Below are 17,313 nucleotides of genomic sequence, written 5' to 3'. Positions count from 1 at the left end.
GGTCCTCCGCCGCGCGGCTGCGGCTCCGTACAGTGGACGTCGTCGGAAGAACGAGCGGCCGGTCCGGGCCCTCCCGAGGGAGGACCTGCACCGGCCGCGTCACGGGAGGGGCAGCGGTGAGACGGGTTCTGGGACGTCCTGTCGACGAGCAGACGCGGTGCGTGCACTACCGCACGCCGCTGGACGTGATCGCGATCAAGTTCTGGTGCTGCGGGGCGTACTACCCTTGTCATCTGTGCCACGAGGAGACCGCCGGCCACCCGGCGGCGCAGTGGCCGGTCGAGGAGCAGAGCGCCGAGGCCGTGCTCTGCGGTGTCTGCGGCCACGAGCTCTCCGTGCGGGAGTACCTGGCGGCGGACGGCTGTCCGCGGTGCGCCGCCCGGTTCAACCCTGGCTGCGCCCTGCACGCCGATCTGTACTTCGAGCCGGCACCCCGGGACTGAGACGTCCCGGGACCCAGGCGTCCCGGGGCGGCGGCCGCGCCTCCGGAATTCTCCGGGGCGGGGCGCGGCAGCGGCCGCCGGCCGCTGAGCAGAACGAGGAAAGGACAGCTTCCACGGTGTCGATCAAGCATCCGCTGCGGGACCGGTCCCGCCGGGCGGAGCCCTCCGCCCCGCCGGGGCCGCCGGGGACCCGGTCCTCGGAGATCCGGCTGACCGGGGTCACGGTCACCCGGGAGGGCCAGGACGTCCTGCGCGACGTCGACCTGTCCCTGGACGAACAGCGCATCGCTGTGATCGGGCTCAACGGGTCGGGCAAGTCCACCCTGGTGCGCCTGCTCAACGGTCTGCTGCTGCCCACCCGGGGCACCGTGCAGGTCGGTGGGCTGTCCACCGCGACCGACGCCAAGCGCATCCGGCGGCAGGTGGGCTTCGTGTTCCAGAACCCGGAAAACCAGATCGTGATGCCGCTGGTGGCCGAGGACCTCGCCTTCGGGGCGAAGAACCTGGGCCTGCGCGGGGACGAGCTCTCCGCCCGGGTGGACGGCGTGCTGGAGCGCCTGGGCATTCCCCACCTGGCCGAGCGGGAGTCCTACGCCCTGTCCGGGGGCGAGAAGCAGCTGGTGGCCCTGGCCTCCGTGCTGGTGATGGAACCCTCCACGATCGTCTTCGACGAGCCGACCACCATGCTCGACCGGCGCAACCGGCGCCGGCTGCAGGCCACCATCGACGAGCTCGACCAGCGGGCCGTCGTGGTGACCCACGACCTGGATCTGATCGGCGGCTACGACCGGGTGCTGGTGGTGCACGAGGGCCGGATCGCCTTCGACGGCGCCCCCGGGCCGGCCGTCGAGTTCTACTGCGGGATCAGCGACTGATGGGCGCGGCCCGGCAGCAGGATGCCCGGACCGGTGCCGACCGGCCCCACGGCGCCCGACCCCACCGTGCCGGGCCCACGGGTGTGCTGGCCCGGATCCCGGCCGGTCACAAGTTCGCGTTCCTGTTCGCCGCCAGTCTGGGCATCTACGCCGTGACGCACCTGGGCGTCCAGCTCGCCGTCTTCGGCCTGGCCGTGGCCGCCGCCTGGGCGACCCGCACCCCGGTCGCCCGCCTGGCGCGGCTGCTGGCCGGGCTGCTGCTCATCGTGGGGATCGTCTTCCTCACGCTGGGGTTCACCACGACCTGGGAGGCGGCGGCGGTGGCGTCCCTGCGGCTGCTGAGCCTGTGCCTGTTCGCCTGGGCGGTGAGCCTGTCCACCACGTTCGCCCAGATGCTGGCCCTGTTCGAGCGGCTGCTGGCCCCGACCCGGCACCTGGGGCTGAACCCGGCCCAGATGAGCCTGGCCCTGTCGATGACGATCCGGTTCATCCCGCAGATCCGCACCCAGTACCTCGAGGTCCGCGAGGCCCAATTCGCCCGCGGGCTGCACAACAGCCCGGTGGCCGTGCTGGTGCCCCTGCTGGTGCGGACCCTGGAGTCGGCCCAGGAGATCGCCTCCGCCCTCAACGCCCGCTGCTACGACTCCGCGCCCCCACCACGGGCCGCGCCCCGGACCACCACCGACTGACCCCTGGCCCACCCCGACCGTCCCACCCCGACCGTTCCAGATCTCTCTGCTCCGCCCCGCCTGCTCGAGCCCAGCCGCTCGTCCCCGATCGAAGGACCCCATGACCACCATGACCTCCCGGACCGCCGACAGCTCCCAGACCACCCAGAACACCGTCCTGGTGGCCGTGTTCGCCGCCCTCATCGCCGCCCTGGGCCTGGTGCCCCCGATCACGGTCGGCATCATCCCGGTGCCCATCACGCTGCAGACCCTCGGGGTGATGCTCGCCGGTGCGCTGCTCGGGCCGGTGCGCGGCATGCTCTCCGTCGTCGTCCTGCACGCCCTGGTGCTGGCCGGGCTGCCGCTGCTGGCCGGCGGCCGGGGCGGGCTCGGGGTGTTCCTCGGCCCGACCGGCGGCTACCTGGTGGGCTGGATCCCCGCGGCCCTGGTCATCGGGGCGCTGGTGCAGTACTGGGCGATCCGGCGCACCGGCCGTACTACCCGCTTCGCCGCGGTGCTGCTGAGCGTGGTCGTGGGCGGCATCGCGGTGATCTACGCGTTCGGCATCCCGTGGACGGCCGTGGCCACCGGGCTGCCGCTGTCCACCTCCGCGCTGGGCGCGCTCGTGTTCATCCCCGGGGACCTGCTCAAGGCTGTCGTGGCGACCCTCGCCGCGATCAACGTCCACCGCAGCTACCGCCGGCTCCTGGGCGGGACGCCCACCGCCCGCTGACCACGGGGAAGCGCGACTCGCCGGCAACCGTCATCCACGACTCCCTGCCGCACCCGCAGCGTGAGACCACCACCGAGGACGAGAACATGCCCTTTCTGGACCGCCTGACCCGCTGGGCCGAGGAGCGCCCCCAGGAGCTCGCCGTCGCCTGCGGGAACGACCGGCTGACCTGGGGCGATCTGCGTGCTGCGGCCGCGGCGCTGGCCGCCTCGGGCGAGCCCACGGGGATCCTGCGGCAGGCCAACGGCACGGACTTCGCCGTCCGGTGGGCCGCCGGGGTGGCCGAGGAACGCGTGTGCGCCGTCCTGGACCCGTCCTGGCCGGCCGACATGACCGCGCAGGTGCGGGAGCGCTGCGCGGCGCGCCTCCCCGCCGATCCCGCCCCGGCGGAACTGCGCGACGGCGACCCTGCCTCGGCCTTCCTGATCGGCCTGACCTCGGGCACCACGGCCCTGCCCAAGGGCTTCCAGCGCAGCCGCGGCTCCTGGCGGCGCTCGTTCGAGGCGTCCGCGGAGCACTTCGGTCTGGGACCTCAGGACCGTGTGCTGGCGCCCGGCCCGCTGGCGGCGAGCCTGAACCTCTACGCCCTCTCCGAGTGCCTGTACGCCGGGGCCGGCTTCGTGACCCTGCCGGGCTTCGACGTGGCCGCCGCCCACGCCGCGATCACCGGGCACGGGGTCACCCGCCTGGTGCTCGTGCCCACCGTGCTGCGCGTTCTCGCCGAGCGCGGCCTGGCCGCCGGTGCAGACGCGAGCGGTGTCACGGCGATCGTGTGCGCCGGGCAGAAGCTGGACCCCACCACGTTCGCGGCGGCCCGGCGCTGGGCCCCGCAGGCCGCGATCTGGGAGTACTACGGTGCCGCCGAGCTCGGCTTCGTCGCCGCACGTTGCCATCGCCCGGGCGAGTCCGCCGAGATGCCGGCCGAGGACTCCGGCACCGCGGTGGGGGCGGCGTTCCCCGGCGTGGAGGTGGGTGTCCTGGACGACGCCGGGAACCCCGTGCCGGAGGGCGTGACGGGCACGATCGGTGTGCGCTCGGACCTGGTCTGCGACGGCTACCTCTGGGGCGACGACGGCCAGGGCTTCGGCCGGCTCGGCCGCCTGCACACGGTGCGGGACCAGGGTTTCCTCCGCAACCGGCAGCTGCACGTGCTGGGGCGGGCGGCGGAGATGATCAACACCGGCGGGCACAACGTCTATCCGCACGAGGTCGAGGCGGCGCTGACCCTGGTGCCCGGAGTGGCCGACGTCGTCGTCGCCGGCCTTCCCGACGACGCCCGCGGTCAGCGGATCGTGGCCGGGATCCTCCCGGCCACAGCCGGGCCGGACCGGCGGCGGATCCGGGCCGGGCTGGAGGGACGGCTGGCCCCGGCCAAGCGCCCGCAACAGTACTGGGAGCTCCGGGAACTGCCGGTGACCGCGAACGGCAAGCTCAGCCGCGCGGTGTTCCGCGACTGGATCCTCGAAGGAGACGCCCGTGTCCGACCGCTCGGCTGATGCCCCCGTGCTGGTGCTGGGCCGGCGCACGCCCCTGGCGCGCGCCGGGACCCTGCTCGAGGGCGTGCCCGTCCACCGGCTGCTGGCCCCGGTGCTCCGCTCCCTGCTGGCGGACTCGGGCCTGGAACCCGCCCGGCTCGCCGACGTGGTCGTGGGCAACGCGGTGGGCGCCGGCGGCAATCTCGCTCGGCTCGCCGCCCTGGAGGCCGGTCTGCCGCTGTCCGTGCCGGGGCTGACCGTGGACCGGCAGTGCGGCTCGGGCCTGGACGCCGTGGTGCTGGCCTGCCGACTCGCCCAGGCCGGGGCGGGCCGGGTCTTCCTCGCCGGCGGGGCGGAGAGCATCAGCACCGCACCGCTGCGCGGACGACGACGCGAGGACGGGGGAGTCGAGTTCTACCGCCGTGCCCAGTTCGCCCCGGAGCACCTGGGCGATCCCGACATGGGCGAGGCGGCCGAGACGGTCGCCCGCGAGCACGGGATCGGCCGGGAACGGCAGGACGGCTACGCCCTGCGCAGCCACGGGCGGGCGCTGGCTGCCGCGGAGGCGGGGGCCTTCGAGGACGAGCTGGTGCCGGTGACCGGACCCCGTGGTGAGGTGCGGTTCGACAACGGCCCGCGCCGGGCGCTGAACGCGAAGCTGCTGGCACGCTTCCCGGCCGTGTTCGCGGCCGGTGGGACGGTCACGGCCGGCAACTCCTGCGGGGACGCCGACGGCGCGGCCGCCGTGCTCGTCACCGACCCGGCCACGGCCCGCGACCTGGGCCGGCGGGACGGGCTCGCCTTCCGCGGAGCGGTCACGGTCGGGGTGGACCCCGCGCGGCTGGGCATCGGTGCCGCCGTGGCCGGCCGGCAGCTGCTGGCGGAGCAGGGCGTGGCGGTGGAGGAGCTGGCGGCGGCCGAGTTCAACGAGGCCTTCGCCGGACAGGTGCTGGCCTGCACGGACCTGCTCGGCCTCGACGAGGAGGTGCTCAACGCCGAGGGCGGCGCCCTGGCCCTGGGCCACGCCTACGGCGCCTCCGGGGCGGTTTCCGTGGTGCGCCTGCTGTCCCGGTCACGGGCCCTGCCCACCGGGAGCGTGCTGCTCGCGATGATCAGCTCCGCAGGCGGCATCGGCACGGCGGCCCTGTTCGAGAAGGTCGCGCTCTGACTGGAGCGGGTGCGCCGCGGAGGGCAGGGCGTGCCCTGGCCGAGAACTGTCCCTCCGGCTGGGACGGTGGCCGGCCACGGGCGAGTGGCCCGGGTGACCGTGTGCCGCTCAGCGCGCGCGCTGCGCCGCCGGGAGCTCCGCGTCGTCCAGAGCGGGGTAGGACGGGCCGTGCTCGCCGAGCACGGTCACGCCGCGCCGCACGTTGTAGTACACGTCCCGCAGCGTCCAGCTGCGCAGGGCCGTGCGCTCGCGCCGCGGGACGGACTGCCGGCCCACGGTGGCGAACACGAAGAGCAGCGCCAGGAGGTAGAGTCCGCCGACCATGAGGAGCTCCTTCTCGCGACCATCGTCGCGTAAGGGTCTAAACTGTTGATGACACTCACGCTAGCCGTGGAAGGGATAAGTAGTCAAGTGCATTTTGCCTATGACACTGAAGACGTGCTCGAGTCCGACGTGGCGCTGATGAACACCGCGCCGGGAGCCACCCGCTCCGGGGAGGACGAGCTGGTGACCACCGCGCAGCTGCAGGCCCTCCTCCAGGAGCACGGCTGGTCGGGGCGCTTCGACCGCGACGAGCACGAGCTGGCCGAGGTGCGCGAGGTCCGGGGCGAGCTGCGGCGGGTCTGGGCCCTGGGCCGGGACGCCATGGTCGACGCGGTCAACGCCGTGCTCGACACCACCGAGCTCGCCCCGCACCTGGCCCGGCACGACGGGAAGGACTGGCACCTGCACGCCTCGCCCTCGGACGCCCCCCTGGCCGCCCGGCTGCGCCTGGAGACGGCGTTCGCCCTCGTGGACGTGATCCGCGCCGACGAGACGGACCGGCTGCGGGAGTGCGGGGCCGAGGACTGCGACGGAGTGCTCCTGGACCTCTCCCGCAACCGCTCCAAGCGCTTCTGCAGCCAGCGCTGCGCCAACCGCACCAACATGACCGCCTACCGTCGGCGGCAGACCTCCGACACGGACACGGACGACAGCCCGGACGAGGGCGCCGGGGCTTGAGCCGGCGCGGCTGACCGGCCGGCGCGGCGGGAGGAGCGTCGTCGTCGTTCGTCACGGACCGCGCCGCCGGACGCCTATTTCCATGATTTTCTATCGAGTGCTTTCTAAGCTGGGCGAGTGAAGGAATCCTCGCTCGTCGCCCTCGTGTTCGTCGCCGCCCTCGCCCTGGGCGGCGGCACCCTCGCAGCCCAGATCACCTCCCAGCCCGACGAGGAGGTCCAGGCGGCGCCGCTGCCCTCGTGCACCGTCCTCGACCGGACCGAACTGGTTCCCGAGACCGGCGCCCTCTACGGCGTGAACCTCGACTGGGAGGACAAGCCGCTGGCCGACTACGCCGACCGGCTGGGGCACCGGCCCGCCGTGTCCGTGTCCTTCACGGGATTCCCCTACGACGAGCGCGGGCACAACTACCTGCGGATGGCGGCCGACCAGGTCCGGGCCGACGGCCAGATGATGCTGCTGACCCTCGAGCCCGAAGGCGGGCTCGCCGAGGTCACCGACGACGCCGTGCGGCAGCTGACCACCGACCTCGCGGCGATCAACGACTCCGGGGTGCCGGTGGTCGTGCGCTTCGCCCACGAGATGAACGGCTCCTGGTACGCCTGGGGCCACCAGCCGACCGCCTATGTGGAGGCCTATCGGCGGGTGGCGGACGCGGTGCACGAGCACGCCCCCGGCTCGGCGATGATGTGGGCCCCGAACTACGGGGGCGGCTACCCGTTCGCCGGCGGGCAGCACGAGGCCGAGCCCGGCAGCGCCGACTTCGCGGCCCTCGACACCGACGGGAACGGCGCGCTGACCATGGCCGACGACCCGTACGCCCCCTACTACCCGGGCGACGACGCCGTGGACTGGGTGGGCATGTCCCTGTACCACTGGGGCGACCAGCACCCCTGGGGCGAGAACGAGCTGCCCGAACCCGGCAAGTTCGCCGCCCAGCTCACCGGCGCCTACTCCGGCGCCGGCGGCGACGACCGCGCCGTCCCCGACTTCTACGCCGAGTACGGGCAGCGGCGCGGCAAGCCCGTGGCCATCCCGGAGACCGCCGCCCTGTACAACCCGGCGCAGGGCGGTGCCGACGAGCTGGCGATCAAGCAGGCGTGGTGGGGCCAGGTCTTCGACGAGTCGATTCCCCAGGACTTCCCGCAGCTGAAGATGATCAGCTGGTTCGAGTGGGACAAGCACGAGGTCGAGATCGACGGGCCCGTGGACTGGACGACCACCAACACCGCCGCCGTCCGAGACGCCTTCACCGCGGATCTGCCCGAGTGGCTGCACTGGGGTCCCGAGGAGAGCTGCACCCCGCCCGGTTCCTGACCCCCCCTGCGGTCGGGGCGCGGCAGGAGCACACTGGGTCCATGAGGATGATGCTGCTGACCGCGGGCACCCGCGGCGACGTGGAGCCGTTCGCCGCCCTCGCCCGCTTCGCCGCCGGCCACGGCCACGAGGTCCGCCTGGGCCTCCCCGACTCCTCCGGCGTGGACCTGTCCGGGCTGGACACCGTCAGTCTGGAGGTGGACTTCCACCGGCTGGTCCAGGAGCACGGCATCTCGCCGTGGACGGCCGTGCGGCACTTCCGCACCAAGGTGGGCCCCGGCATGCGCCGGATGCTGGCCGCCGCCGTGCGGGAGACGCTCGCCTTCGCGCCGGACGTGGTGGTCCACCACCCCAAGGTGCTCACGGCGCCGGCGGTGGCGCAGGCCCTCGGCGCCCCGCACGTGGTGGTGGAGGCGGTTCCCGTGCTCACCCCCACCCGGCAGTTCCCGGCGCCCGGCGTGGTGAACCGGGACCTCGGCCGGTTCAACCGCGCCACCTACGCGGTGGCCCGCGGTGCCGAGCGGATGTTCCGCCGGGACATCGACCGGGCCTGCGCCCCGCTGCCCGGCGGCCGGCCGGCCGCCGTTCCCGCCCCGGCGGCCACCCTGCTGCCCATCAGCCCGCAGCTCCTGCCGCGCCCGGACGACTGGCCGGCTTCCGTGCACCTCACCGGGTCCTGGCACGCCGTCGCCCCGGCGCCGGAGCCCGATCCCGCCGTGCGCGAGTTCCTCCGGGGCGGGCCCTACCTCGTGGCGACCTTCGGCTCCATGGCGTCGGGGGACCCACTGCCCCGGGGAAGGGCGGTGGTGGAGAGCGCCCGCGCCCACGGACTGCGCACCCTGCTGCTCACCGGGTGGGGCGGCCTCGCGCTGCCGGACGACCTCCCGGGCGACCTCCGGGACGACGACGTGCTCGCCGTCCCGTCCCTGCCACTCGACGCGGTGCTGCCCGGGGCCGCACTGGCCATCCACCACGGCGGGGCCGGAACCGTCCACACCGTGGCCCGTGCGGGCGTCCCGCACGTGGTGGTGCCGTTCCTGGCCGACCAGCCGTTCTGGGGCCGGCAGCTCCACGGGCTCGGCCTGGCCGCCGCGCCCATCCCGCAGAAGAAGCTGACGGCCGAGCGGCTCACCGCAGCTATCAGTGACGCCCTCGGATGCCGCGCTGCCGCCGAGCGGGTGGGCCGCGAAGTGCGGAACGAGCGCGGACTGAAGGCCGCGCTGTCCGTGCTCACATCTTGTTGATCTCGACAAGTGCAGAATGCTGACAGTATTCGTCTGCTCGCTGTCCGGAGTTTCTCTGCATTCGGCCATTTTTGACTGCGGTTCGGATATCGCCGCGCTCGAAAGCCCTCCATTGTCGAAATGCGCGGTGACGTGCTCAAATACCGGAAGTGTCGCCCTTTCGGTTATTCTCTGTCCCGGACGGAACCCCAAATGGGGGACGGACACTCACCCGGGCGTCAGCCGAAGCGCCCACACATCGGAGGGGCACTTTTGTGGAGTCCATGCTCGGAGCGGGCCCTCTCTGGTGGGTGCTGACCGCCGGTCTCGGGGGCGCGGTGGTGGGCTGGTTCCTGCCCCGCGCCGTCCTGCGGTACAGCCCCGTCACAGAAGAGCCTCCCGCAACACCGTCCCGTCCGGCCCTGGTGGTGTCGACGGCGGCGCTGTTCGTCCTCATGGCCTCGTTCTTCGGTCTCAGTTGGCAGATTCCGGCGTACTTCTTCTTCGTGGCCTTCGCCGTGGTCCTCACCGTGATCGACCTGCGGCACCATCTGCTCCCCAACGCCGTGGTGCTGCCGGCGCTGGGCGTCGGGTTCGTGCTGCTCGGCGTTGCCGCCACGGGGGAGAACGCCTGGGGAGCGCTGCTGCGCGCCGTGCTGGGCGCCCCGGTGCTGTTCGTCCTCTACCTCGCGCTGGCACTCATCTCGCCGGCCGGGCTCGGCATGGGCGACGTCAAGCTCGCCGCCGTGCTCGGACTGTTCCTCGGCTACCAGGGATGGGTGGCACTCCTCGTCGGAGCTCTTCTGGCCTCAATCTTTGGTGCAATCGTGGGGCTTGTCATGCTGACGTCCCGCCGCGGCGGACTGCGCAGTGACATCCCTTTCGGCCCATCGATGCTCACCGGCGCACTGGTGGCCGTCGTGTGGGGCGAAATTCTCGCCCGCGAGTACCTCCTGCCGGGCCTGGCCTGACGCCGTTCGGGGGACAAACCTGCTGCAACGTAGCTGCATGCAGATGAATGGAGTCTGCCACTAGGCATTACGTCCATTTTTGACGTCCCCCAAAGTGCATGCATCCGAATGCTTGTGTGTTTGCGATCGCGACGGCTATCTTTTCTACAGGTCGGTAGGCAAGTGGCAGACAGATCCCGCAAGACGCGAATGCCAGGGCTCGTTCTCCGACTCAACCCCTTTATTTCTCTCATCGTGAGGACACACCATGCTGCCCATTCTCGTCACCCTCCAGTACGTCGCCGACACCAAAAACTCCATCGTGGACCGCCTGACCCGCGAGGAGAAGGGCGCCACCGCCGTGGAGTACGGCCTCATCGTTGGTCTTATGGCGGTCATCATCGTCGCGGCTTTCGCCCTGCTGGGTCCCAAGATTGAAGGGCTTTTCAACGGGATCAGCCTGACGTCGGGCAAGACCACTACTCCGTAATACGACGCCCTGACTGTTTTCAGTTCTGTTCTCCAGCGCCGCGGCGTCCCACCCGGGTGCCGCGGCGCTGCTCTTGACCTTGATCTTGCCGGATCGTCCATTGACTTCGGCCAGATCCATCTTTCTCAACGAAAGGACCATTCCATGGGTCGCTGGCGCTCAGATCGGGGAGCCGCAGCCGTTGAGTTTGCACTGGTTCTTCCAATTCTTCTTCTAATTATGATGGCCATCATCGAATTTGGCCGGGCTTACAACGCTCAGATCAGCTTGACCCACGCAGCACGGGAGACAGCACGGTACATGGCAATCGACAAGGACTGGAGCGCAGCGGCAGCCAAGGGCGTTGCTTCTGCTTCGTCAGTCGATCTCCAGGCCTCCAATTTCTCCACGTCGACCAACACATGTCCCAAGGGAACCGACGTGCACATCACCGTGAGCTATGACTTAAAAACGATCACCGGTGTTGGCGGAGGCAAGATGAGTCTCGCCGGCAAGGCGGCCATGCGATGCGGTGGCTGATCGACTTTTTGGAACGGGCGCAAGTTCGTCATCGTGCAGACGGCGAACGCGGTGCGATTGCCGTGACAACCGCGCTGACCCTTGTCGTCCTTCTCGGGTTCGCAGCCATCGCGATCGACTTCGGACTGATGTACGAGGAAAAGGCGCAACTGCAGAACGGGGCCGACTCAGCAGCTCTGGCTGTGGCACAAAACTGCGTCGAAGCCCCGTCCACGTGCTCTTCCGCTGCGCCCCACATCAGCAACAAAATTGCCCTTGACAACACTCGGGATGGGCTGTCTGACGTCGCGTCGCTGACCTTTCCCACGTCCACCTCGGTCCGTGTGCAGACGCAGGCAAACGATGGCAAGGCCGGGGCAGGGAAACTCGCTCTCTCCATCGCACCGGTGCTGGGTGTCAAAGATCCCTCGATCTCTGCGGCTGCCTCCGCATCGTGGGGCGGACCCGGAACAGGGCCGGCGACGCTGCCCATCGCGGTGTCCCACTGCCAGGCCACAAAGGCCTTTGAGCAGTCCGGCTCCACAGTGGTCCTCGACATCACGGGCAAATCGAATCTGCCGGGGTGCACACATGAGGGCAGTTCGGTGCCGGGTGGATTCGGGTGGTTCCGTCAAGGAGCAAAGGCGGAGTGCGGTCAGGAGACGTCCCACGACGACATCGTCTTCAGCGATCCCGGCAACGACTTTGCGGAATCCTGTGACGACGTGTTGAAGGGGTTACTCCACAAGTCCATTGGCGACGTCCTCCTGCTTCCCGTGTATGACAGCACCTCGGACAGCGGCAACAACGGCAAGTACTACATCTCAGGGTGGATCGCCTTTAAAGTCACCGGGTGGAACTTCGGCGGTAGTGCCAAGGACGACAACAACGTCAACGTCCGGGAGCACGCGAACCAAGGACTGTGCACCGGCAATTGCCGCGGCATCATCGGAACCTTTGTGCGCTACGCCAGCCTTGACGAGCTGTACACCGACGACGGTCCGCTCACCTACGGAGCAGCGATCGTGAAACTCAGCGACTGATGCCCACCACCATTCCCAGCCCCATCTGCATTACTCATCTGTGAGGACGACACCCCGTGAAGACCCGTATTCTCGCCGGCTTTGTGATGGCGATTCTTGCCATCGCCGGCCTGGTTCTCGTCACCACCTACGTCGGCACCGCTGACGCCCGCGCCCTGGATGATCAGGAGCCCCGCGAGGTCTACCTCGTCACCGCCCCGATCCTCAAAGGCACCCCTGTGGAGGAATTCGGCGAGTCCATCGCCCTGCACACGGTGCCTGCTGCCGTCGTCCCGGACGGCGCGCTGTCCTCTCTTGAGGGCCAGAGGGGAAAGGTCGCCGGCGTCGACCTGCAACCGGGAGAACAGGTTCTCGACTCCCGGCTGGTCGACCCCGAGGCCCTAGAGGCCCCCGGTACTGTGCCCGTCCCAGACGGTCTGCAGGAGGTCACCATCCAGCTGGACGCGCCCCGTGTGGTCGGTGGCCAGCTCACGGCCGGGGATCGGGTCGGCTTCTTTGTCTCCTTCGAAGAGGACGAAAATCGTACTTCCCGTACGTCCAAGGATCTGGACAAAGTTCTCGTCACCTCGGTGCAAGGTGCTCCCTCTTCGGCCGCGTCTGCCGAGGGAGAGAGCAGCACGGCGGCCACCGGTAGTGAGGCACCTGCTGTTCCGGAGGGCTCGATGCTCGTCACTTTCGCTGTCAACGCCGACACCGCGGAAAAGATCGTCTACGCCTCCGAGTTTGGCCGGATCTGGCTCTCGCTCGAGGGGAATGACGCCGAGGAGAACGCCAACGGCGCCACGCGGGAGGACTTCTCATGAGCCGCCTACTGCTAGTCACCGGCGATCCCGGCTACGACACCCGTTTCCGCCAGGCCGTCCAGGGCCGGATACCCGGCGAGGTGCAGACCGTTCTCGGCACCGTCCTGCCGGCCACACCCGATGAACTGCTCGGCCGCTCCGTGGGCGAGCTGCCCACCGTGGTCGTCATCGGGCCCGGCCTGGACCTGTACGAGGCCCTTCGCCTGGGCGGCGTCTTCGACATCCAGCGCCCCGAGATCTCCCTCGTCCTGGTGGTGCCCTCGGACATGCCACTGGCCGTGGCAGCCATGCGTGCCGGCTTCCGTGACGTGTTGGACATCGACGCCGATCCCGATGCTGTCCTTGGCACCCTCTCTCGCGTCCTCGACGCGACCGAGTCCCGCCGCCGGGTGATGCCATCCGGCGGTCCCGCCACCGGTAGCCTGCACGCTGTGCCATCGGCTCCTCGCGACGACTCGCGCACGATCGTCGTGACCTCGCCCAAGGGTGGGGTGGGCAAGACGACCATGGCCACCAACCTGGCCGTGGGCTTGGGGCGGCTCGCGCCTATGAACACCGTGATCGTCGACCTCGACGTCCAGTTCGGTGACGTCGCCGCTGCCCTGCGACTCGCTCCAGAGCACTCGCTGACCGAGGCAGTGACCGGTCCCGCAGTCGACGACGCTCTGGTGCTTAAGACCTTCCTCACCGTCCACCCCGCTTCGATCTACGCCCTGTGCACACCGGCTAACCCCGCAGAAGGTGAGCTGATAGGCAGCGCTCAGGTTGCCCATCTTCTGGAGCAGCTTTCGGGACAGTTCCAGTACGTCGTCGTCGATACCGCACCGGGCATGGGCGAGCATGCGCTCGCCGCCCTCGAGGCCGCCACCGACGTCGTCTTCGTCACCGGCATGGACGTCCCCGGCGTACGTGGGTTGCGCAAGCAGATGGACCTCCTCGGGGAGATCGATCTCGTGCCGCCGAACGCCCAGGTTGTGGTCAACGCCGCCGACCGCAACACCGGGCTGTCAGTGCAGGATATCGAAGCCACCGTCCGGGCCCCTGTGGACCATGTGGTCCCGCGCTCCAGGATGGCCGCCTACGCCACCAACCGGGGTGAACCCCTGCTGCTGCACGCACCCAAGGACAAGGCCGCACGACAGTTGCAAGCCCTCGTCGACTCCTTCGCCCCCGAACGCCCCGCCGCCCGACGAGGCCTGCACCGGAAGGCCATGGTCCGATCGTGAAACTCGCCGAACGTCTCGCCGCCGCACGCGGTGAAACCCCTTCCACGCCTGCGGCTTCTGTCGCAAACCGTCAACCCGTTGTCGACCGTCCGAGCGAACCGAGCACGGACCTCTCGGGCAACGAAGTCTTTCCTCCTGCAGGTGACGACTCGCCGTCCCTTGGTTCGCTCGTGCTCCCCGCGTCCGTCCCGGAGGTGCCGGCCGATCCGGCTCCACGCGCCCAGGCTGGGAAGTTCGACGCGCTGGCCGGGCTCAAGCACCGTGTCAAACAAGAGCTCTTGGACCGCATCGGCTCCCGGCAGTCGGACTCGAGCCTGTCCGATGTGCAGCTCAAGAACTTCGCCACCAAGGAGCTCACGCGGATCGTCGCTGAAGAGCAGGTGCCGATGTCCTCCGAGGAGCGTCTCCGGCTGATCCGCTCCGTCAGCGATGATGTGCTCGGCTACGGTCCCCTTCAGGAGTTGCTCGACGATGACTCGGTCACGGAGATCATGGTCAACGGCCCCGACCAGATTTTCATCGAGCAAAAGGGCAAGGTGACCCTGTCAGAGTCGACCTTCGCTTCCGAGCAGGACCTGCGCCACGTGATTGAGAAGATCGTCACCCAGGTGGGTCGGCGCATCGACGAGTCCTCGCCGCTCGTCGACGCACGTCTCCCGGACGGCTCGCGCGTCAACGCGGTGATCCCACCACTCGCGGTGAAAGGGTCCTCCCTGACGATCCGCAAGTTCGCGAAGGATCCCCTCACCATCGAGGATCTCGTCCGGTTCGGCTCGGTCTCCCCGCAGATGGCCGAGCTGCTGCGTGCGTGCGTGGAGGCTCACCTCAACATCCTGGTGGCGGGAGGTACTGGCACGGGCAAGACCACGATGCTCAACGTGGTCTCCTCCTTCATCCCGCACGGCGAGCGCATCGTCACGATCGAGGACGCCGTAGAGCTCCAGTTGCAGCAGGAGCACGTGGTCCAGCTCGAGTCTCGCCCGGCCAACATCGAGGGCAAGGGGGAGATCTCCATCCGCGACCTTCTGAGGAACTCCCTGCGCATGCGACCTGACCGGATCGTGGTGGGGGAGTGCCGTGGTGGTGAGGCCCTGGACATGCTCCAGGCGATGAATACCGGCCACGACGGCTCACTCTCCACCATCCATGCCAACTCCCCGCGCGACACCATCTCGCGGCTGGAGACCCTGGTCATGATGGCCGGGATGGACCTGCCGCAGCGGGCGATCCGGGAGCAGATTGCCTCCGCCATTCACGTGGTTGTCCAGCTGTCACGACTCCGGGACGGCACGCGCCGCGTCACTCACATCACCGAGATCCAGGGCATGGAGGGTGAGACCGTGACTCTGCAGGACGCCTTCCTCTTCGACTGGGACGCCGGAGTGGATCCCCGTACCGGCCGGTTCCGCGGCACGACTCGCTCCACGGGGGTGCGCCCGCGTTTCGTGGACAAGTTCGAGGACTACGGCATCAAGCTCCACCCCTCCGTCTTCGACCCTGGGCGGCGCTGATGGCACCGCTGCTGATTGGCGTCGGGCTGCTCTGCCTTGCCGGGCTGCTCGGACTGTTCGTGGTCTTTCGCTCGCGCACGCCACGGCTGCCCATGGACCGGCGCCGGCCGCCGCGCGGACCCCGGGAACTCGAGTCATCGCAGCTGTCCCGGCTCTCGGGTGTGACCACCGAGGCTGTCTCCGAGTTCCTGGAGCGCCGGGGGTGGACGCGCAAGGTTGCCTCCGCTCTGGAGAACGCCGGCATCAAGTCCTCGCCGGCCGATTTCCTCGTACTGGTCCTCATCGGAGCGGTGGTCGCGACGGCGGCCGGGACGCTCGCGGGGGGACTGCTGCTTGGATTGGTGCTCTTCCTGACGGCTCCGTTCGCGGCCAAGCTCGTGGTCGGCTTCCTCACGAATCGGCGCAAGCGGAACTTCGCCGACCAGCTAGACAACACACTGCAGCTCTTCTCCGGATCGCTACGAGCTGGTCACTCCCTGTTGCGCGCGGTCGACGCGGTGGCCAAGGAGTCCCAGGCCCCAACCTCCGAGGAGTTGACGCGCATCGTCAACGAGACCCGTCTCGGCATGGATCTGGATGCTTCTCTCGATCAAGCCGCCAAGCGCATGGACTCCCAGGACTTCTCTTGGGTCGCCCAAGCGATCGGTATCCACCGCGAGGTCGGGGGCGATCTCGCAGAGGTGCTCGATCGCGTGGCAGGCACGATCCGTGAGCGCAATCAGATCCGGCGACAGGTCAAGACTCTTTCAGCCGAGGGCAAGATGTCCGCCTACATCCTGATGGCCCTGCCCGTGCTGATCGCGGGAATCCTGTCCTTGATCTCTCCCGAGTACATTTCCCAATTTCTCACGAGCGGCTTCCTCGGCTACGCGATGATCGTCGTTGCCCTGCTGATGTTCGCGATCGGTGGCTTCTGGATGTCGCGGATCGTCAAGATCAAGTTCTGATTCTCCCCTTTTCTCGAAGGACGTTCCATGACCCCCCTATTCCTCGGCATGCTGCTTCTCGCCGGTGCCGCGGGCCTGGCTATCTGGCTCGCGGTAGGTGTGCGCTGGGGCGGCGACCGGCTGGTGCGCCAAAACCTGAGAGTCGGCTTCGATGCCACCGAGGCCGAAATGATCCGCGACGCACCAGACTTCGGCTGGGCCAGCCGGTTCACCACTGATAACGGCCAGGAGCGGCTTGAAACCCTTTATTCGAAGGCAGGCCGGCCTGCAGGCTGGCCGGTCGCCCGCCTGATGGCTTATAAGGTTTATGCCCTGGGCACCGCCCTCCTGATAGGTCTGGTGCTCCTGGCCATGACCGGGGGCAACGGTATGATCCTGCTCATCGTGGTGGTCATGGTGCCGGTGGGATACTTCCTGCCTGAGCTGTTGCTGTACAGCCAAGGCATCGAGCGGCAGAAGGCCATCGGACTCGAACTTGCGGACACCCTCGACCAGATGATGATCGCTGTGGAGGCCGGCCTCGGCTTCGAGTCCGCAATGGCCCGCGCCGGGCACAATGGCAAGGGCCCACTCGCCGAGGAACTCGTGCGCACGCTTCAAGAAATGCGTGTGGGAATTCCACGCCGCGACGCCTACCTGGCATTGGAGGAGCGCACTGACGTTCCTGATCTGCGGCAGTTCACCCGCGCAGTGATCCAAGCCGATGCCTACGGAATTTCTATTTCTACGGTGCTGCGAACGCAAGCCGATGAAATGCGCGTCAAGCGTCGGCAACGAGCCGAGGAAGCGGCGCAAAAAATCCCCACCAAAATACTCATCCCGCTGATGCTCTTCGTCCTCCCGGTGCTTTTCTTGACAGTGCTCGGGCCCACAGTGCTCACCTTCATGGAAATGTAGTCGGATGCCGAACAAGAACACCGGAAAGTGCTCAAGGAGGACCG

The 17,313-nt window shown here is 69.1% G+C and carries 19 protein-coding genes; 18 read left to right on the top strand and 1 reads right to left on the bottom strand.

The window, feature by feature from the left end; all coding sequences use genetic code 11:
• The first annotated feature begins 161 nt into the window (after positions 1–161).
• The 6 genes from RF647_RS00810 to RF647_RS00785 all read left to right on the top strand — a co-directional run bounded on the left by RF647_RS00810 (position 162) and on the right by RF647_RS00785 (position 5,362).
• Positions 162–443: a CHY zinc finger protein gene (locus RF647_RS00810; protein WP_368810081.1), complete on the top strand. Its 282-nt coding sequence runs from the start codon at positions 162–164 to the stop codon at positions 441–443.
• Between the two features lie 116 nt (positions 444–559).
• The gene (locus RF647_RS00805; RefSeq protein WP_368810080.1) at positions 560–1,318 is read left to right on the top strand and encodes an energy-coupling factor ABC transporter ATP-binding protein; all 759 of its coding nucleotides are present in this window, start codon (positions 560–562) and stop codon (positions 1,316–1,318) included.
• The gene (locus tag RF647_RS00800) at positions 1,318–2,007 is read left to right on the top strand and encodes an energy-coupling factor transporter transmembrane protein EcfT (protein WP_368810079.1); all 690 of its coding nucleotides are present in this window, start codon (positions 1,318–1,320) and stop codon (positions 2,005–2,007) included. The genes RF647_RS00805 and RF647_RS00800 overlap by 1 nt, the downstream gene beginning before the upstream one ends.
• 100 nt (positions 2,008–2,107) lie before the next feature.
• Complete coding sequence (locus RF647_RS00795) at positions 2,108–2,719, top strand: biotin transporter BioY (RefSeq protein ID WP_368810078.1); 612 nt, start codon at positions 2,108–2,110, stop codon at positions 2,717–2,719.
• 86 nt (positions 2,720–2,805) lie between these two features.
• A complete protein-coding gene (locus RF647_RS00790; RefSeq protein WP_368810077.1) occupies positions 2,806–4,215 on the top strand; it encodes a class I adenylate-forming enzyme family protein in 1,410 nt (469 codons plus the stop codon).
• Positions 4,196–5,362, top strand: coding sequence for a thiolase family protein (locus RF647_RS00785; RefSeq protein WP_368810076.1), 1,167 nt, complete (start codon positions 4,196–4,198; stop codon positions 5,360–5,362). The genes RF647_RS00790 and RF647_RS00785 overlap by 20 nt, the downstream gene beginning before the upstream one ends.
• Before the next feature lie 108 nt (positions 5,363–5,470).
• Here RF647_RS00785 and RF647_RS00780 read toward each other — a convergent pair whose 3' ends face one another.
• On the bottom strand, positions 5,471–5,686 hold the full coding sequence (locus RF647_RS00780) for a hypothetical protein (protein WP_368810075.1): 216 nt from the start codon (positions 5,684–5,686) through the stop codon (positions 5,471–5,473).
• A 114-nt stretch (positions 5,687–5,800) separates the two neighbouring features.
• Here RF647_RS00780 and RF647_RS00775 point away from each other — a divergent pair, with 114 nt between their 5' ends.
• The 12 genes from RF647_RS00775 (at position 5,801) to RF647_RS00720 (ending at position 17,269) form a co-directional block, all read left to right on the top strand.
• Positions 5,801–6,364 carry a CGNR zinc finger domain-containing protein gene (locus tag RF647_RS00775; RefSeq protein WP_368810074.1) on the top strand — a complete coding sequence of 188 codons (564 nt, stop codon included), beginning with the start codon at positions 5,801–5,803 and terminating at the stop codon, positions 6,362–6,364.
• A 117-nt stretch (positions 6,365–6,481) separates the two neighbouring features.
• The gene (locus tag RF647_RS00770) at positions 6,482–7,681 is read left to right on the top strand and encodes a glycoside hydrolase family 26 protein (protein WP_368810073.1); all 1,200 of its coding nucleotides are present in this window, start codon (positions 6,482–6,484) and stop codon (positions 7,679–7,681) included.
• Between the two features lie 41 nt (positions 7,682–7,722).
• The gene (locus RF647_RS00765) at positions 7,723–8,925 is read left to right on the top strand and encodes a glycosyltransferase (protein ID WP_368810072.1); all 1,203 of its coding nucleotides are present in this window, start codon (positions 7,723–7,725) and stop codon (positions 8,923–8,925) included.
• Positions 8,926–9,188: 263 nt separating this feature from the next.
• Positions 9,189–9,875: an A24 family peptidase gene (locus tag RF647_RS00760; protein WP_368810350.1), complete on the top strand. Its 687-nt coding sequence runs from the start codon at positions 9,189–9,191 to the stop codon at positions 9,873–9,875.
• A gap of 247 nt (positions 9,876–10,122) precedes the next feature.
• Positions 10,123–10,344: a Flp family type IVb pilin gene (locus tag RF647_RS00755; protein WP_368810071.1), complete on the top strand. Its 222-nt coding sequence runs from the start codon at positions 10,123–10,125 to the stop codon at positions 10,342–10,344.
• A gap of 144 nt (positions 10,345–10,488) precedes the next feature.
• Complete coding sequence (locus tag RF647_RS00750; protein ID WP_368810070.1) at positions 10,489–10,863, top strand: TadE family protein; 375 nt, start codon at positions 10,489–10,491, stop codon at positions 10,861–10,863.
• On the top strand, positions 10,851–11,885 hold the full coding sequence (locus RF647_RS00745) for a pilus assembly protein TadG-related protein (RefSeq protein ID WP_368810069.1): 1,035 nt from the start codon (positions 10,851–10,853) through the stop codon (positions 11,883–11,885). The genes RF647_RS00750 and RF647_RS00745 overlap by 13 nt, the downstream gene beginning before the upstream one ends.
• A 56-nt stretch (positions 11,886–11,941) precedes the next feature.
• Positions 11,942–12,688, top strand: coding sequence for a Flp pilus assembly protein CpaB (gene cpaB / locus RF647_RS00740; RefSeq protein WP_368810068.1), 747 nt, complete (start codon positions 11,942–11,944; stop codon positions 12,686–12,688).
• Entirely contained in the window at positions 12,685–13,914 is a 1,230-nt protein-coding gene (locus tag RF647_RS00735) for a CpaE family protein (protein WP_368810067.1), read from the top strand. Before cpaB ends, RF647_RS00735 begins: the two co-directional genes overlap by 4 nt.
• Positions 13,915–14,108: 194 nt before the next feature.
• On the top strand, positions 14,109–15,425 hold the full coding sequence (locus RF647_RS00730) for a CpaF family protein (protein ID WP_368810349.1): 1,317 nt from the start codon (positions 14,109–14,111) through the stop codon (positions 15,423–15,425).
• Positions 15,425–16,372 (top strand): type II secretion system F family protein, encoded by a 948-nt coding sequence (locus tag RF647_RS00725; RefSeq protein WP_368810066.1) that lies wholly within the window; start codon positions 15,425–15,427, stop codon positions 16,370–16,372. The genes RF647_RS00730 and RF647_RS00725 overlap by 1 nt, the downstream gene beginning before the upstream one ends.
• Before the next feature lie 27 nt (positions 16,373–16,399).
• Positions 16,400–17,269, top strand: coding sequence for a type II secretion system F family protein (locus RF647_RS00720; RefSeq protein WP_368810065.1), 870 nt, complete (start codon positions 16,400–16,402; stop codon positions 17,267–17,269).
• Positions 17,270–17,313 lie beyond the last annotated feature (44 nt).

Origin of the sequence: Kocuria sp. CPCC 205263 (assembly GCF_040981075.1) — a bacterium.
Classification (GTDB): domain Bacteria; phylum Actinomycetota; class Actinomycetes; order Actinomycetales; family Micrococcaceae; genus Kocuria; species Kocuria rosea.
Note: the sequence above shows the minus strand (reverse complement) of the source record. Positions and strands in the feature narration are given on the sequence as shown.

Excerpts from the sequence above, each read along its gene's own strand:
- RF647_RS00800 (WP_368810079.1), top strand. The coding sequence starts at position 1,318 with ATGGGCGCGGCCCGGCAGCAGGATGCCCGGACCGGTGCCGACCGGCCC.
- RF647_RS00795 (WP_368810078.1), top strand. The coding sequence starts at position 2,108 with ATGACCACCATGACCTCCCGGACCGCCGACAGCTCCCAGACCACCCAG.
- RF647_RS00790 (WP_368810077.1), top strand. The coding sequence starts at position 2,806 with ATGCCCTTTCTGGACCGCCTGACCCGCTGGGCCGAGGAGCGCCCCCAG.
- RF647_RS00780 (WP_368810075.1), bottom strand. The coding sequence starts at position 5,686 with ATGGTCGGCGGACTCTACCTCCTGGCGCTGCTCTTCGTGTTCGCCACC.
- RF647_RS00765 (WP_368810072.1), top strand. The coding sequence starts at position 7,723 with ATGAGGATGATGCTGCTGACCGCGGGCACCCGCGGCGACGTGGAGCCG.
- RF647_RS00760 (WP_368810350.1), top strand. The coding sequence starts at position 9,189 with ATGCTCGGAGCGGGCCCTCTCTGGTGGGTGCTGACCGCCGGTCTCGGG.
- RF647_RS00755 (WP_368810071.1), top strand. The coding sequence starts at position 10,123 with ATGCTGCCCATTCTCGTCACCCTCCAGTACGTCGCCGACACCAAAAAC.
- RF647_RS00750 (WP_368810070.1), top strand. The coding sequence starts at position 10,489 with ATGGGTCGCTGGCGCTCAGATCGGGGAGCCGCAGCCGTTGAGTTTGCA.
- RF647_RS00745 (WP_368810069.1), top strand. The coding sequence starts at position 10,851 with ATGCGGTGGCTGATCGACTTTTTGGAACGGGCGCAAGTTCGTCATCGT.
- RF647_RS00735 (WP_368810067.1), top strand. The coding sequence starts at position 12,685 with ATGAGCCGCCTACTGCTAGTCACCGGCGATCCCGGCTACGACACCCGT.
- RF647_RS00725 (WP_368810066.1), top strand. The coding sequence starts at position 15,425 with ATGGCACCGCTGCTGATTGGCGTCGGGCTGCTCTGCCTTGCCGGGCTG.
- RF647_RS00720 (WP_368810065.1), top strand. The coding sequence starts at position 16,400 with ATGACCCCCCTATTCCTCGGCATGCTGCTTCTCGCCGGTGCCGCGGGC.